The organism is Streptomyces toxytricini (genome assembly GCF_014649915.1).
GTDB lineage: Bacteria > Actinomycetota > Actinomycetes > Streptomycetales > Streptomycetaceae > Streptomyces > Streptomyces toxytricini.
This window is the reverse complement of sequence record NZ_BMTY01000004.1, coordinates 125,629-140,961: the sequence shown is the minus strand read 5'-3', so window position 1 is coordinate 140,961 and position 15,333 is coordinate 125,629. Positions and strand designations below refer to the sequence as shown.

Below are 15,333 nucleotides of genomic sequence, written 5' to 3'. Positions count from 1 at the left end.
GGAGCCTGTGGACGGCGGCCCGGGAACCGGAAAAGGGCCCGGCCTCGCGGCCGGACCCCCTCGCGGTTACCCCCTCCTCGCCGGTACTTCCCGATCCCCCCGGATCCCTCCCCGGAAGTGCCGACGCACCATGAGACCCGCCTGGCCCGCCGGAGGTTGCACACCGGAGGCGGACTTTGCGATTCCCTTACTCGCCGGGGCGAGCGAGGTCAGGGCGACCCCGCCGATCAGCAGCAGCGCGGCGAGCAGGCGCGGCCCGGTGACCTCCTCGCCGAGCACCAGCGCCGCCGAGGACATCCCGAAGACCGGCACGAGCAGCGAGAACGGGGCGACGGAGGAAGCGGGGTAGCGCCGCAGCAGGTACCCCCAGGCCCCGAAGCCGAACACGGTGGACACCCAGGCGACGTACCCGATGACGGCGATCCCGGACCAGTCCAGGGACCGCAGCGCGGCCAGGTCCCGCTCCGGTCCCTCCAGCAGCAGCGACAGCGCGAGCAGCGGCAGCACCGGCACGGTGCACACCCAGACCATGAAGTTCAGCGCGTCGGGCGGGGCCGCCTTGCGGGTCAGCACGTTGGAGACGCCCCAGCAGGCGGCGGCCGCGACGACGAGCGTGAAGCCGAGCACCGGCCCGGAGGCGCCCTGGTCGGCGGCGGCCACCGCGATCCCGCCGAGCGCGACGGCCATCCCGGCCAGCCGGACCCGCCCGGGCCGCTCCCGCAGCACGGCGCCCGCCAGCGCGGCGGTGAACACCGCCTGCACCTGGAGGACGAGGGAGGAGAGCCCGGCCGGCATCCCCGCGGCCATGCCCGTGAAGAGCAGCCCGAACTTCGCGATGCCGAGCGCCGCCCCGACGCCGAGCACCCACTTCCAGGCGACCTTGGGCCGGCCCGTGAAGAAGACGGCGGGCAGGGCCGCGGCGAGGAAGCGCAGGGCGGACAGCAGCAGCGGCGGGAACTGCCCGAGCCCGATCTCGATGACGACGAAGTTGAAGCCCCAGACCGCGGCGACGAGGACCGCGAGGGCGGTGTGTGCGGGACGCATGCCTTGAGCATCGGCGCGGGAACCGTGAAGCACCAGCGACGATTCCTTCCGCAATGGATGAAGCATCCGTGACGATTCCGCAGGCCGGGCGGGGGTCCGGGCGCCCTGCCTACGATGGTCGGCATGCTCGACCTCTCCCGGCTGCGCGCCCTCCACGCCGTCTCCGTCCACGGCTCGGTCGCCGCAGCGGCGGCCGCCCTCGGCTACACGCCCTCGGCGGTGTCGCAGCAGATCGCCAAGCTCGAACGGGAGACCAGGACCACCCTGTTGGAGCGGCGCGGCCGCGGGGTCGCGCTCACCGAGGAGGCCTGGCACCTGGCCGACACCGCGCGGGAGCTGCTGGCGATCGTGGAGCGGGCCGAGACCACCCTGGAGGAGCGCCGGGGGCAGCCGGGCGGGCTGCTGACCGTCGCCGCGTTCGCCTCGGCTGCGCGCGGGCTGCTGCCGGGCGTGCTGGCCGAGCTGGCCCGCCGCCACCCCGGGCTCGACGTACGCCTGACGGAGGTCGACCCGCACCTGTCGGTGGACCTGGTGGCCCGCGGCGTGACGGACCTGGCCGTGGCCCACGACTGGGACATCGCGCCGCTGCCCGCCCCGGACGGCGTCGAGCAGGCGCTCATCGGGCACGACCGCTGCGACCTGGTCGTTCCCGAGGGCCACCCCTTCACGCGGCGGGCCGCCGTCCGCCGGGAAGACCTCGGCGGGCAGCGGTGGGTGTGCCAGCCGCCCGGCCGCGTCTGCCACGACTGGCTGGTGCGGACGCTGCGCACGGCCGGCTTCGAGCCGGACGTCGCGCACGTGGCGGAGGAGAACCACACGATCGTCGCCCTCGTCGCCGCCGGACTCGGGGTGGCCGTCGTCCCCCGCCTCGGCACCGGCGCGCTGCCGCCGGGTGCGGTGTCGGTGCCGCTGGAGCCGGGTCCGGTGCGCCGCCTGTACGCCCTGTGGCGCGCCGGAGCCGCCCGCCGCCCGGCGATCACCGAGGCGGTGTGGACGCTCCGGGACCACTGGGCCGCCCAGGACGGCGCCGTACGGGAAGGCCCGGTGCCCGGGCCCCGTCCGGGGGACCCCGGCCGTGTCCTCGGCGGCGGGGGCGCGGTGCGGCAGTAGGGTCCGGCGCGTGCCGCACCCCACTTCACGCCGGTCCCTGCTCACCGCGGCCGCCGTGGCCGCAGCCGCCACGGCCGCCGGGGCGGCCGCGTACGCCGTACGCGACTCGCCGACGGGCTCCGGCTCCGCCCACGGCGGCGGTGCCCGCCCCGCCGACGCCCGCCCGGGCGACCGCGCCCCCGGCCCCTCCCCCGACCTGGCCGCGCTGCGGCGGGCCGTCGCCGGGATGAGCCTGACGGAGCAGGTCGGCCAGCTGTTCGTCTCGCGCGCCTACGGGCACTCCGCGACCGACCCCGATCCCGCGGACGCGGCGAAGAACCAGGAGCTGTTCGGGGTCCGCACCGCGGCCGAGCTGGTCTCCCGCTACCACCTGGGCGGCGTGGTCCTGTTCTCCTGGGCGCACAACACCCGCAGCCCGCAGCAGGTCGCCGAGCTGGGGGCGGGCCTCCAGCAGGCCGCCTCCGGTTCGGGGGCGGGCATTCCGCTGCTGCTCTCGGTGGACCAGGAGCACGGGGCGGTGGCCCGCATCGGCAAGCCGGCGACCCTGTTCCCGGGGGCGATGGCGCTGGGGGCCCGCACCGGCCGGACCCCTGCGGCGGCGGAGGCGCGCCGGGCGGCGCGCATCGCCGGCACGGAGCTCGCCGCGATGGGGATCCGGCAGGACTACGCCCCGGTGGCGGACGTCAACACCAATCCGGCGAACCCGGTGATCGGGGTGCGGTCCTTCGGCTCCGACCCGCAGGCGGTGGCCGCGCTCGTCGCGGCGCAGGTGCGCGGCTACCAGGGCGCGGGGATCGCGGCGACGGCCAAGCACTTCCCCGGGCACGGCGACACGGAGACCGACAGCCACGTCGGCCTGCCGGTGATGCGGCACACCCGTGCGCAGTGGGAGGAGTGGGACGAGCCGCCGTTCCGGGCGGCGGTGGAGGCGGGCGTGGACGCCGTGATGACGGCGCACATCGTCTTCCCGGCGCTCGACCCGTCGGGGGATCCGGCGACGCTGTCGCGGCCGATCGTGACGGGCCTGCTGCGCGAGCGGCTGGGCTTCCGGGGCGTGGTCGTCACCGACGCCCTGGACATGGCGGGGGTGCGGCAGAAGTACGGGGACGACCGGGTGCCGGTGCTGGCGCTGAAGGCGGGCTGCGACCAGCTGCTGAACCCGCCGGACCTGGGGCTGGCGTTCCGCAGCGTGGTGCAGGCGGTGGAGAAGGGCGAGCTGACGCAGACGCGGATCGCCGAGTCGGTTCTGCGGATCCTCGAAATGAAGGCGCGCCGGGGCCTGTTCGACCGGCCGCAGACCGCGGCCGGGCAGACGGCGGACGTGGTGGGGAAGGCGGCGCACCTCGCGGCCGCCGACGAGATCGCGGCGGGGACGACGACGCTGCTGGCCAACCCGGTGGGGCTGCTGCCGCTGGACGCGTCGGCGGCGCCCGCGGTGCTGGTGACGGGCATCGACCCGGCCTCGCCCAGTGCCACCACGGGCCCTCCGACGGCCGTGCTGGCGCGGGAGCTGGCGGCGCTGGGCTGCCGGGCGACGGCGGCGCCGCCCGCCCGGGCGGTGGCGGCGGCCCCGGGGAACGCCGCGGTGCTGGTGTGCACGTACAACGTCCCGGAGGGGGAGAGTCCGCAGCGGAAGCTCGTGGTGGACCTGCTGGCCACCGGGGTGCCGGTGGTCGTGGTGGCGCTCCGCAACCCCTACGACCCGGCCCGGCTGCCGCCCTGCGCGGCGGAGCTCGCCACGTACACCTGGTCGGACGTGGAGATGCGGGCGGCGGCCCGGGTGGTCACCGGTGCGGCGCGGCCGGCGGGCCGGCTGCCCGTGCCGGTGCCGGGCCGCTACCCGCTGGGGCACGGGCTGGCGTACGGCTGACCGCACGCCGGCCCGCGCCCCCGCGGGGTGCCGCTTACGGCCTCAGCTGGTGCTCGCGCGGCAGTTCCTGCTTGTCGAGCAGGGCGTCCGGCTTGGCCAGCGGGGCGGTGCGGCCCGCGTCGAGGGCCGCTGCGGCCGGGGCGACACCGGCCCACTCCTGGATCCGCTGGGTGGCCAGCGCCCGGTCGCCGTCGCGGAGCTGGGAGACGTTGGCGCCGTGGTTGGCGCCGGGTGCGGTCATGACGTAGCTGTCGCGGGCGCCGTAGCCCAGGCGGAACGGTTCTGCGCCCCAGGGGTCGTTCTGCCCGTAGACGAAGAGCATCCGGTTGGCGTTGTTCTTCACCCAGTTGTCGACGTCCGCCATGGCCGCCGGCTGGAAGGCCATCGGGATGTCGCGGGGCACGAAGTTGCGCGGCGGCTGGTAGCCGTACCGGCTCAGGCCCTTGAGGTGGGGCTGCTTGATGTCGGGCGAGCCGAGCTGGGTGCCCGCCTGGTAGTAGTACGGCGTGTACGTCGACAGGCCCTGGTCGGCATAGGCGGAGAAGCCGGAGATCGCGTCGATGGAGTCCCAGATCTCCTGGTCGGAGGCGGTCTTGGCGTCCGGGATCGAGCCGCAGTCGGCGAGCAGGCTGTACTGCCAGAACGCCCACGCGTAGTCGAGGACGACGGCCTCGTAGGCCTTGTCGAGGTTGCCGACGGTGTTGAAGGTCCAGCCGTTCTCGGCGGCGGCGGCCGCGTACTTGGCCTCCAGGGGGCCGCGGCGGACGAGGGCCTCGCGCTGCACGGCGTTCAGCCGGTCGCGGCACTCCTTGGTGCCGACCTTCGCGAAGAACCGGTCGTAGGCCGAGTCCTCGTCGTTGACGACGTCGTTGGGCGCGACGTACGCGACGACGCCGTCCATGTCCCTGGGGTAGAAGCGCTCGTAGTAGGTGGCCGTCATGCCGCCCTTGCTCGCGCCCGTGGAGATCCACTTCTTGGTGTAGATCTTCTTCAGGGCGGTGAAGATGCGGTGCTGGTCGCTGGCGGCCTGCCAGATGTCGAGCTTGGACCAGTCGGCCGGGTCGGGCCGGGAGGGGTTGAAGAACCGGTACTCCATCGACACCTGGTTGCCGTCGATGATGGTCGTCGGCTCGCTGCGGCGCGGGTTGGTGTTGACGTTGTAGCCCGAGGTGAAGAAGACCGTGGGGCGCGACTCGTCCTTGTGCAGCAGGGTGAGGCGCTGCTTGAAGGTGCCCTTCCACGGCTGCCGGTGGTCGACCGGCTGCTCGTAGTTCAGTACGAAGAACCGGTAGCCGGCGTACGGCTTCTCCTCGATCAGGCTCATGCCCGGAACGGCGAGGATCCGGTCCTTGATGTCCGCGGCCGCGGCCTGCCCTGCGGTGGCAGGCGCCGCGGCGGCCGGCTCCGCGGCGGTGGCCGCCTGGGCCGTCAAGCCGGCCGTGCCCATGGTGCCGATCAGCACAGCGAGCGGCAACAGCCGGCCAAGCGTCTTGCGCATTCACCCTCCCCTTTGTTCACTGCGGTCGCCCGTGAACCTAGCGGGGTCAACGCGCTGCTGACCAGACCCAGTTGGGACGCAGCCTCAGCAGAGGATCCAGCCGGACTCGGCCGATCCGGCCCCGATGCTCCCCTTTACATACACACAGCGGTTGATCGCCCCGACCGTGACAGGTCCGGCATAGCGGGTGAATTGCCCCGTATCGCGGAGGGGGACGCCGCCGCGCGGCTGGACGGACACCGCCATCGGGCGGCGCGTGCCCGGCGCCGCGGCCACGGCGGCCGCGCAGGCCTGCGTACGGCTCTTGTAGACGCGCACCTCGCCGCCGGCGAACGGCAGGGACTTCACCAGCTTGCCCGCACAGCCGCCGGTCGCCGCCGCCGACGCGGGCGGGGCGGCCAGCAGACCCGCCGCACACAGCAGCAGCACCGCGGGCGCCGCCCCCGCCCTGAGGGCCCCCAGGCCCCGCCCCTCGCGCTCCCGTGCCATGACAGTCCCCCGATCCCCGGAACGCAGGCGCGCCCCACCCGTACCCCCGTACGCGACGCGCACAGACGTACGACGCACGAGCCCCCCGGAAGGTTGCTCGGCGCAAGTTCCGGGGGGCGCGGGCGGGCTCGGCGCCGAGGACGGGGCGGCTCAGGCGGCGGCGGGCTCGTCCTCCCCGACGAAGGTGCGCCACAGCTCGGCGTACCGGCCGCCGCGGGCGAGGAGTTCGTCGTGCGTGCCGTCCTCCGCGACGCGGCCGCGGTCCATGACGACGACCCGGTCGGCGCGGGCGGCCGTGGTCAGCCGGTGCGCCACGACGAGCGTGGTGCGCTTGCCCGCGAGCCGGTCCGTGGCCCGGTTGACCTGCGCCTCGGTGGCCAGGTCGAGCGCGGCGGTGGCCTCGTCGAGCAGCAGCACGTCCGGGTCGACCAGCTCGGCGCGGGCCAGCGCGATCAGCTGGCGCTGCCCGGCCGACAGGTTGCGGCCGCGGTCCGCGACGGTGTGCAGGTAGCCGCCGTCCAGGGTGGCGATCATGTCGTGCGCGCCGACCGCGCGGGCCGCCGCCTCGACTTCGGCGTCGCTCGCGTCCGGCCGCCCGTAGGCGATCGCGTCGCGGACCGTGCCGGGGAAGAGGTACGGCTCCTGCGGGACCACGCCGAGGCGGCGCCGGTACGCCGTCAGGTCCAGCTCCCGCAGGTCGGCGCCGTCGGCGGTGACCCGGCCGCCCGTCGGGTCGTAGAACCGGGCCACCAGCTTGACCAGCGTCGACTTGCCGGCGCCGGTCTCGCCGACGAAGGCGACGGTCTGCCCGGCGGGTATCCGCAGGCTGATTCCGGCCAGCGCGTCGGTCTTCTCGCCGCGCTCCTGCGCGGTGCCGTACGCGAAGCGGACGTCCTCGAAGGCGATCTCGCCGCGCAGCTCCCGCACCTCGCGCGGGTCGGCGGGCGCCGGGGTCGCGGTCGGCTCGCGCAGCAGCTCCTGGATCCGGCCGAGGGACACCGTGGCCTGCTGGTATCCGTCGAAGACCTGGGACAGCTGCTGGACGGGCGCGAAGAACAGGTCGATGTACAGCAGGTACGCCACCAGCGCGCCCAGCGTCAGCGTGCCGGCCTCGACCCGGCCCGCACCGGCGATCAGGACGGCCGCGGCCGCCCCCGAGGACAGCAGCTGCACGAACGGGAAGTAGACCGAAATGAGCCACTGGCCGCGCACCCGCGCCTGCCGGTAGGCGTCGCTGCGCTCCGCGAAGCGGACCGCCCCGGCGCCCTGCCGGCGGAAGGCCTGCACGATCCGCAGCCCGGAGACGGACTCCTGGAGGTCGGCGTTGACGAGGCTGACCCGGTCGCGGGCCAGCTCGTACGCGACGACCGACTTGCGGCGGAAGAAGACGGTGCCGACGACGAGGACCGGCAGGGTCGCGAAGACGATCAGGGCGAGGCCGGCGTCGATGACGACGAGGGCGACGAGGATCCCGAGGAAGGTGAAGACGGAGACGACGGCGGTGACCAGCCCGGTCTGCAGGAACGTCGACAGCGCGTCCACGTCCGTGGTCATCCGCGTCATGATCTTGCCGGTGAGCTCGCGCTCGTAGTAGTCCAGGCCGAGCCGCTGGAGCTGCGCGAAGATCTTCACGCGCAGGGCGTACAGCACCCGCTCGCCGGTCCGGCCCGTCATCCGCGTCTCCGCGAACTGGGCCGCCCACTGGCCGACGACGACGGCCAGCGCCAGCAGCGAGGCCGCCCAGACGGCGCCGATCGCGGCCTGCTCGACGCCCTGGTCGATGCCGTGCCGGATCAGGACGGGCAGCAGCAGCCCGGCGGCCGCGTCCGCGGCGACGAGCCCGAGGCTGAGGGCGAGCGGCGCCCAGAAGCCGTGCAGCAGGCGCCGCAGGTTGTAGCTGGACTCGGCACCCGCGGCGCGGGACTCGTCGACGTCCGGCTCGTCGTCGGCGGGCGGCAGGGCGGCCACCTTCGCGAGCAGCTCGGGCGTGGCCGGCATCCCGCCGACGGCGCCCGCCATGGTGAACACCGCCCCCGGCCCGCCGGCCGCGGCCGCGGCGGTGGGCGCGCCGGCCTTCTGCGAGCCGTCATCCTGCCGGCGCCACAGCTCGGGGGTGATCCCGCCGGCGACGCGCCGCTTGGCGTTGACCGGCTCGGCGTCGATCTCGGCTTCGAGCTCGATGTCCCTCTCGAAGTCCCGCTCGTAGCCGGCCGACGCCCCCGGGGCGTCGGCGGTGCGGGGCGAGCCGGCGGCGAGGGCGTCCGGGTCGGTCAGCAGCCGCCGGTACAGCGCGGAGCGGTGCTCCAGCTCCTCGTGGGTGCCGATGTCGGCGAGGCGCCCCCGGTCGAGGACGGCGATCCGGTCGGCGAGCGCGAGCGTGGAGCGGCGGTGCGCGATCAGCAGGGTGGTGCGGCCCGCCATGACGGCGCGCAGCGCCTCGTGGATCTCGTGCTCGACTCGGGCGTCGACGGCGGAGGTGGCGTCGTCGAGGAGCAGCAGCCGCGGGTCGGTGAGGATGGCGCGGGCCAGGGCGATGCGCTGGCGCTGGCCGCCGGAGAGGGTCAGGCCCTGCTCGCCGACCTTGGTCTCGTACCCGGCGGGCAGGGCTTCGACGAAGCCCTCCGCCTGCGCGGCCCGGGCTGCGGCCCGGATCTCCTCGTCGGTGGCGTCGGGCCGGCCGAAGGCGATGTTCGCGCGGATGGTGTCGGAGAAGAGGAAGGAGTCCTCGGGGACGAGGCCGATGGCGGCGCGCAGCGAGTCGTAGGTGAGGTCCCGCACGTCGTGCCCGCCGACGCGGACGGCGCCGCCGTCGGCGTCGTAGAAGCGGGGCAGGAGGAGGGAGAGCGTCGACTTGCCGGAGCCGGAGGATCCGACGACGGCGACGGTCTCGCCGGCGCGGACGGTGAGGGAGAACCCGTCGAGGACGGGCCGCTCGGGGTCGTAGCCGAAGACGACCCCGTCGAACTCGACGGTGGCGGGGGCGTCGGCGGGGAGCTCGTGCGCGCCCTCCCGGATGGAGGGCTCGGTGTCGACGAGCTCGAACACGCGCTCGGCGCCGGCGCGGGCCTGCTGGCCGACGGTGAGCACCATGGCCAGCATGCGGACGGGGCCGACGAGCTGGGCGAGGTAGGTGGAGAAGGCGACGAACGTGCCGAGGCTGACCTGCCCGCGGGTGGCCATCCAGCCGCCGAGGGCCAGCATGGCGACCTGGGCGAGGGCGGGGACGGCCTGGAGGGCGGGGGTGTAGCGGGAGTTCAGGCGTATGGTCCGCAGCCGGCCGGCGAAGAGCCGGCGGCCGGCGTCGCGCAGCTTGGCGGTCTCCTGCTCCTCCTGGCCGAAGCCCTTGACGACGCGGACGCCGGTCACGGCGCCGTCGACGACGGACGCGACGGCGGCGGCCTGGCCCTGCGCCCACCAGGTGGCGGGGAAGAGCCGCTTGCGGCTGCGCTCGGCGATGAACCACAGGGCGGGCGCCATCAGCAGCGCGACCAGGGTCAGCAGCGGCGACAGCCACAGCATGACGCCGAGGGATATGCCGAAGAGGAGGAAGTTGCCGACGGTCATCGGCAGCATGAAGAGCAGGCCCTGGATGAGCTGGAGGTCGCTCGTGGCGCGGCCGACGACCTGGCCGGTGGACAGCTCGTCCTGGCGGCGGCCGTCGAGCCGGGCGATGGTCGCGTACATGTCGGTGCGCAGGTCGTGCTGCACGTCGAGGGCGAGGCGCCCGCCGTAGTAGCGGCGTATGTAGGTGAACGCGTAGACGAGCAGCGCCGCGCCGACGAGCAGGCCCGCCCAGGGCGCCATGGGCTTGCTCTGGTCGCCGATGACGTCGTCGATGATGACCTTGGTGACGAGCGGGACGAGGGCCGTGACGGCCATGCCGGCGAGCGAGGAGCCGAGCGCGAGGAGCACGTTCGCTTTGTACCGCCACGTGTACGCCGTGAGCCGCCTGGCCCAGCCCGGGCCCTTCTCCTGCGGCCCGTCGTCCTGCGGCCTCTTCCCGGCTGTCCGTTCTGTCTGCGCCGCCGCCACGTTCTGCCTCCCCGTCGTCCGTCGCTGCCGCCTCCCCCAACGCGCCGACCGGCGGATTTCATCCCGCCGCAACATCTCGACGGTGCGGATGTGTCACGTCGGGCGCACGCGGGGCGCGTCCGTCCGCGTGAGCGCGCCCGCGGCGCCGGGGCGGCCGGCTCAGCCGTCCGGCGCCGCCCCGCGTGCGGCCCCCGGCGGGCGCGCCCATGCTGGGCGCATGCCCGAGCCGCAGGAGCAGCCGCCGCCGGACGGGGGCCGCGACCGGGGGTCGGCCCTGGAGAAGGTGGCGTACGTCACGGCTCCGGCAACCGTCGTCCTCGGCCTCCTCTACTACTTCGGCCGGACGTACACCGACGCGTACTACGCCTACTTCGAGATCCCGGCGAACGACCTCCAGCTCTCCCTCCAGGCCTACGTCGCCAGGAGCCCGACCGCCGTCTCCTTCCCGTTCTGGATGCTGCTGGTCTGCGGGCTGGTCGTGCTGCTGGTGCTGGGCGCTTGGGCCGGGTCCTGGCGGTGCCGGGCCGCGAGGCGGTGCGCCGCAGGGTGGTGCTGTCGCTGCCGGCCGTCGGCATGCTGCTGGTCCTGGCGGGGTCTGCGCCTCCGCTCCCGGATCGACGGGGATCGGCTCACGGGTACGCTCCCACGGCCGGTGCCGACCGCACCGGGATCGCCGCGGTGACACAGCGTGATCACCCGAAGGGCGTCAGACGGCGTCGAACTCGTACTCCAGGACGTACGCGGCGGAGTCCAGCGCCATCTCGTTGACCTCGACCACCCGCCGGTCGGCGTCGAACGCGGTCCGGCACACCAGCACGACGGGTGTCCCGGGCCCGAGGGCGAGCGCCTTGGCCTCCTCCGGCGCGGGCATCCGCGACCGGACCTCCTCCCGGAACCGGACGGGCCCCCGCCCGAGCTCGGCGAGCCGGGCGTAGACCCCGCCGGGCCCGGTGTCCGGCTCGGCGATGCGGGTGCCGGCGGCGAGGGCGGCGTCCAGGTAGGAGGTGGCCAGCATGACCGGCCTGCCGTCGAGGAGGAACTTCCTGCGGCGGACGAGGACGGCCGCCCCGACCGGAACCGCGAGGACCGCGGCCAAGGCGCCCGGGGCGGGCTCCTCGGCGACGCCGAGCGGATGCACGGTGACATCGTGCCCGGTGGCGTCGGCGGCCCAGATGGAACCGCCCGCGCCCCACACCTCGACGGCGAGTCGCTGGATCCCGCGGCGCCGGATGCCGACCTTGAACTCCCGGACGAAGACCCCCGCACCCTTGCGGGGCTCGACCAGCCCCTCGGCCTGGAGCGCCGCGAACGCCTGGCGGGCGGTCATCCGGGCCACGCCGTAGGTGGCCATCAGGTCGCTCTCACCGGGCAGCCGGTCGCCGGGCCCGTACCGGCCGGACGCAATGCCGTCCTTCAAGTCGGCGGCGATGCGCCGGTACTTGGGCTGCCGCTTCTGAGCGCCACGAGGCATGCCATCCCTCCCCGATCATCTCCGGACAGCCTAGGGGGCGGCAGAGGGCACGATTGGCTGCTTCCGCATACCTGATCACACAGTCGCGAACATATCTAGACACCCACACGCCACAGCCTCCGAATGGCGCTTCACTGAACACCTATCTAGATAGGTAGGTGAGGAACGTGGACGTTGCCCCTTCTGACGCATCGTGGCTGCTCCCCCGCAGCCCCCGCACCCCCGGCTGGGCCCGGGCGTTCTTCCGCGCACAGGCGCGCGCGTGGGGTGTCGCCGGAGCGACCGCGGAGGCGGCGGAGCTGGCGCTGTCGGAACTCGTCACCAACGCCGTACGGCACGCACGGGCGCCCAGGGGCCGGCAGATCGGCGTACGGGCGGTGTGGGACGGGGTGTGCCTGCGCATCGAGGTAGCGGACGCCGGCGACTGCGCCGACCTCGCACCGGCCCCGCACAGGCCGGACGACGAAGGCGGCCGCGGCCTGGCGGTGGTGGCGGCCGTGGCGGACCGCTGGGGCCACGGCCCCCGCCCGCACGGCATCGGCAAGACAGTGTGGGCCGAGTTCCCCGTCAGGGGGTAGGGTCGGGGAGCGGCTTCACGGTCGGGGGCTGCTCAAGGGGCTTGTTCTCGCAGCCGAGCGCGTCGGTGACATTGCGGGTCACGAGGTAGGTCAGGGCCGCCGTCTTCTCTCTGCCGGCCTGGCTCCTGTCCGGCGCGAAGTCCATGAAGTTGGAGGACACGACCACGTGCAAGTCCGCCTTCTGCGAATGGTCCGCGAGGTCAGCGGGCATGGCGCACGGAACATACATTCTCGCGTGGACTGAATCGGCTGCGACGCGCACACCGTTCACGTCGTACTCCACACCGCCCCCGATCAGGAGGTTCAGCGGAGCGGCACGCGGCATCCATGAGAACGAGAAGTTCACCCGGGCATGACGCACGTCGCTGTTGGTTTCAAACGTGCATCCGATATAGCGGGCCGTGTCAGTGTGGGGCGGCAGGGAGCGCAGATCGCGCTTCAACTTCCGTACCAGCTCGTCCATTGTCCTGGGCGGGTCCGCCACAACCGCCTCGGTCTGCAGGATTTCCCGCAGGAGAAGCGCTTCCTCCGACGTGGAGGCCGCCTCGCAGACGCGCGCCGCCTTCTCGTCGGCGCCACCCGAGCCGCAAGCGGCCAGAAGCACCGTGCACACGACCGCAGCCGTCAAACGGCTCAGCTTCTTGCGCATGTCACGATCTGAGGTGCGCACGGGCGGCTTCCCGACCGGTGGCGTATGCCTGGCTCAACTCGTTGCGCGCATGGTCGAACGCGGGGTCCTGGCGGGCCCCACGATCGTTCCCCCACTCATTGAACATGTGATTGATTGCGTCCGTCCCCTTGCCGAAGTTGGTGCTGGAGTCCTTCTTCCCCTGGTTCTCGGCTTCGTCCTTGACGCCCGCGACCCACTCGTACTTGAGCGAGTCGAGCAGCGAGCCCCCGACCGTGCCCGCGATCGGGATCTCGCCGATGAGTGAGTTCGCGAAGGCGGCCGAGTGTTCGGCCGTGCCCTCCGCCCACTTGACCCGGTCGTCTTCCTTGTCCTTGTAGACGTCGGCTCCGATGCCGTTGAGGGCGCCGGCCGCCATGCCGATGTCGTGGGCCCTGTTGTCCCAGTCCGCGCTCACACCGTGGAGGTCGCCCTTGTAGGGGGCGGCGGCGGTGAGCTGTTCCGCCGAGTACATCCGTTCCGCCTCGACCAGCAGGGCGAATGCCGGGCCGTCGTCGGCCACGCCTCGCATGACGCGGATCAGGCTGGCCTGGCCGACAGCGATGCGGGCCTGGTCGCCGGAGCCGTCGATCGCGTCGCTGCCGGAGATGCCGCCCAGTCGGGTCTCCTTGCCGCCGAGGATGTCGTGCGTGTCCCCGACGTAGTCGACCAGTGCCTTCGCCATCGGCCGGCGCAGGCCCTCCAGGTCCTTCGGGAACTCGTCGCCGTCCATCTCCCGGTCGAGGAGGCGCACGGCGTGGTGCATGACCCGGGCCTGGCCTTCCGTGTGCGGGCCGGCGGGGCCGAGTTTCTCGCCGTCGGTGTGGCCGGTCGCCGCCGCCTGGAGGGCCGCTCCGAGGCCGGCCGTCTTGTCGCCGTGCACTGCCATCGGCGGGCCGTAGCCGGTGGAGATGTAGGGGTCGGGCAGGTCGCGCTCGGTGAGCAGGTACTTCAGGTGCTCGTTCTTGTTGCCGGGTGCCTCGGGGTCGAGGAAGTACGTCGCCGCGTCCGGGTTCTTGCCCATGATGCCGAGCAGGCCGTCCAGCGGGTCCCCGATCAGGTCGGGGCGCTGGGGGTCGTAGGCGTGGTCGTACATGTGCGGCTTCGACTTCTCGGCCTCGATCATGCCGTGGCCGACGTCGTTCAGGAACTGCCTGCCGTAGCCGTAGCCGTCGCCGTTCGCCATGAGGGTGACCAGCGCCTGGTAGCCGTACGTGGGCCGCAGGCCCTTCGCGACGAGTTCCGGGCCCTGCTCCTTGAGCCCGTTCACGAACGGCTTGTACGCGTACCCGTCCGGGTCCTTGGTGCCGGAGGCGATCGTCCCGGCGAGGCCCGCGTTGATCGACTCGTGGAGCTTGCGCTCGGCGGCCGACGCGCCGCGCTCGTTCGACGCGAGGTGCATCTGGTCGGCGAGCAGGAGGGTGTCCTTCGCGCCCATCGCGTGCAGGTACGCCTCGGCGAAGTGCTTGTCCCCGGAGTTCTGCTTCAGGACCTCGTCGAAGTGCCGCAACTCCTCCGGGGATGCCTTGCCCTGGCGGATCTTGTGGGTGAGGGCGAGCGCCTCCACTGCCTCGACGTCGTTGACGGGCTTGGCGTTGAAGCCGAACATCGCGGTGCCGTCCGCGCCGGACGCGTTCAGCAGGGCGGTCTTGACGTCCGCGTCGAACTCGGTGACGGCCTTGACGGTGTCGGCGATCCGGCGGGTCCAGGCGCGCTCGGTCTCCGGGAGGTCGGGGTCGTGCCGGACGGCGTTCGCCGTGGCGGCGTCGGCCTTGGAGTAGTCGTAGCTCGCGACGCCCGCCTCGGAGACCTTCATGCCGGCGGCCTGCGCGTCCGCGACGGCCGAGGTGAGCCGGCCCTTGAGGTCGGTGAACCGGGCGTGCGCGTCCCGCAGCAGTGATTCCATGGCCAGCGCCTCCTTCTGCGCCGACGCGTACTCCTGGCGGGTGGCGGCGGAGTTGGCGGCGGCGGTGGTGGCGGCGGAGCCCAGCCAGCCGTTGCCGGCGGACACCTTCTGGACCTCGTCCTTGTAGACGTCCTCCAGGGTCTTGAACTGCGCCGCCATGGCCTTCCAGCCTTCGGCGGCGGTGGTGAGCGCGGACAGGTCCGTCTGCATGATCTCGGCGTAACTCGGCATGTCGGGCCCGCCCCCTACAGTCCCGTGACCTTGGACTGCACCGGCTGGAAGCTCCGGCCCGTCAGCTGGTCGTTCCCGGTGAAGAGGCGGGAGGCGCCGCGCAGGGCGGATTTCTCGGAGGCGAGCCGGGACATCAGGCGTTTGACCTGGTCGTCCCAGTGGGTGTGCGCCTTGGCCAGGCCGGCCGCGGTGTCCCAGCCGGTGAAGGCCTTGACCGCGGTCCTGGTCGGCTCGTCGGCCGCGTCCGCCGCCTTCGTCGTGCCGGGCTGGAGGACGTTCTCGATGGTGTTGGCGGCCTTCTTCTTCTCGGGAGGCGCCGTGGCCAGCACGCCGGGCCCGCCGGGCGCCGCGCCGCCGCCCGGGTCGGCGGCGAGCTGGTTCAGCCGCATCTGCGGCGGCGGACCCCCGGGCGCCGCGGACTGCCCGGACCGGCTTGG

At 73.5% G+C, this 15,333-nt stretch carries 12 protein-coding genes; 4 read left to right on the top strand and 8 right to left on the bottom strand.

The window, feature by feature from the left end; all coding sequences use genetic code 11:
* Positions 1 to 66: 66 nt before the first annotated feature.
* Complete coding sequence (locus IE170_RS06580) at positions 67 to 1,044, bottom strand: EamA family transporter (protein ID WP_189808336.1); 978 nt, start codon at positions 1,042 to 1,044, stop codon at positions 67 to 69.
* 123 nt (positions 1,045 to 1,167) lie between these two features.
* On the opposite strand from IE170_RS06580, the gene IE170_RS06575 reads away from it, so the two are divergent.
* The gene (locus IE170_RS06575; protein ID WP_223856867.1) at positions 1,168 to 2,154 is read left to right on the top strand and encodes a LysR family transcriptional regulator; all 987 of its coding nucleotides are present in this window, start codon (positions 1,168 to 1,170) and stop codon (positions 2,152 to 2,154) included.
* Positions 2,155 to 2,164: 10 nt separating this feature from the next.
* Complete coding sequence (locus IE170_RS06570; protein WP_189808335.1) at positions 2,165 to 4,024, top strand: glycoside hydrolase family 3 protein; 1,860 nt, start codon at positions 2,165 to 2,167, stop codon at positions 4,022 to 4,024.
* Between the two features lie 34 nt (positions 4,025 to 4,058).
* Here IE170_RS06570 and IE170_RS06565 read toward each other — a convergent pair whose 3' ends face one another.
* From IE170_RS06565 to IE170_RS06555, 3 genes are all read right to left on the bottom strand, one after another.
* Positions 4,059 to 5,522, bottom strand: coding sequence for a S28 family serine protease (locus tag IE170_RS06565; RefSeq protein ID WP_189808334.1), 1,464 nt, complete (start codon positions 5,520 to 5,522; stop codon positions 4,059 to 4,061).
* Between the two features lie 84 nt (positions 5,523 to 5,606).
* A complete protein-coding gene (locus IE170_RS06560) occupies positions 5,607 to 6,011 on the bottom strand; it encodes a hypothetical protein (protein ID WP_223856868.1) in 405 nt (134 codons plus the stop codon).
* Positions 6,012 to 6,161: 150 nt separating this feature from the next.
* The gene (locus tag IE170_RS06555; RefSeq protein ID WP_229884617.1) at positions 6,162 to 9,923 is read right to left on the bottom strand and encodes an ABC transporter ATP-binding protein; all 3,762 of its coding nucleotides are present in this window, start codon (positions 9,921 to 9,923) and stop codon (positions 6,162 to 6,164) included.
* A gap of 337 nt (positions 9,924 to 10,260) precedes the next feature.
* Here IE170_RS06555 and IE170_RS06550 point away from each other — a divergent pair, with 337 nt between their 5' ends.
* A complete protein-coding gene (locus IE170_RS06550; RefSeq protein WP_189808332.1) occupies positions 10,261 to 10,725 on the top strand; it encodes a hypothetical protein in 465 nt (154 codons plus the stop codon).
* Between the two features lie 24 nt (positions 10,726 to 10,749).
* Here the strand turns inward: IE170_RS06550 and IE170_RS06545 are convergent, their stop codons facing one another.
* On the bottom strand, positions 10,750 to 11,514 hold the full coding sequence (locus tag IE170_RS06545; RefSeq protein WP_189808331.1) for a GntR family transcriptional regulator: 765 nt from the start codon (positions 11,512 to 11,514) through the stop codon (positions 10,750 to 10,752).
* Between the two features lie 167 nt (positions 11,515 to 11,681).
* Between IE170_RS06545 and IE170_RS06540 the strand changes: the two genes are divergently transcribed.
* The gene (locus tag IE170_RS06540; protein ID WP_229884616.1) at positions 11,682 to 12,092 is read left to right on the top strand and encodes an ATP-binding protein; all 411 of its coding nucleotides are present in this window, start codon (positions 11,682 to 11,684) and stop codon (positions 12,090 to 12,092) included.
* Here IE170_RS06540 and IE170_RS06535 read toward each other — a convergent pair.
* Genes IE170_RS06535 through IE170_RS06525 form a run of 3 tightly spaced genes read right to left on the bottom strand, consistent with a single transcriptional unit; the run spans position 12,082 to position 15,285 of the window.
* On the bottom strand, positions 12,082 to 12,741 hold the full coding sequence (locus IE170_RS06535; protein WP_189808330.1) for a hypothetical protein: 660 nt from the start codon (positions 12,739 to 12,741) through the stop codon (positions 12,082 to 12,084). The genes IE170_RS06540 and IE170_RS06535 overlap by 11 nt on opposite strands.
* A 1-nt stretch (position 12,742) precedes the next feature.
* Entirely contained in the window at positions 12,743 to 14,896 is a 2,154-nt protein-coding gene (locus IE170_RS06530) for a DUF6571 family protein (RefSeq protein ID WP_189808329.1), read from the bottom strand.
* 14 nt (positions 14,897 to 14,910) lie between these two features.
* A complete protein-coding gene (locus IE170_RS06525; RefSeq protein ID WP_189808328.1) occupies positions 14,911 to 15,285 on the bottom strand; it encodes a hypothetical protein in 375 nt (124 codons plus the stop codon).
* Positions 15,286 to 15,333 lie beyond the last annotated feature (48 nt).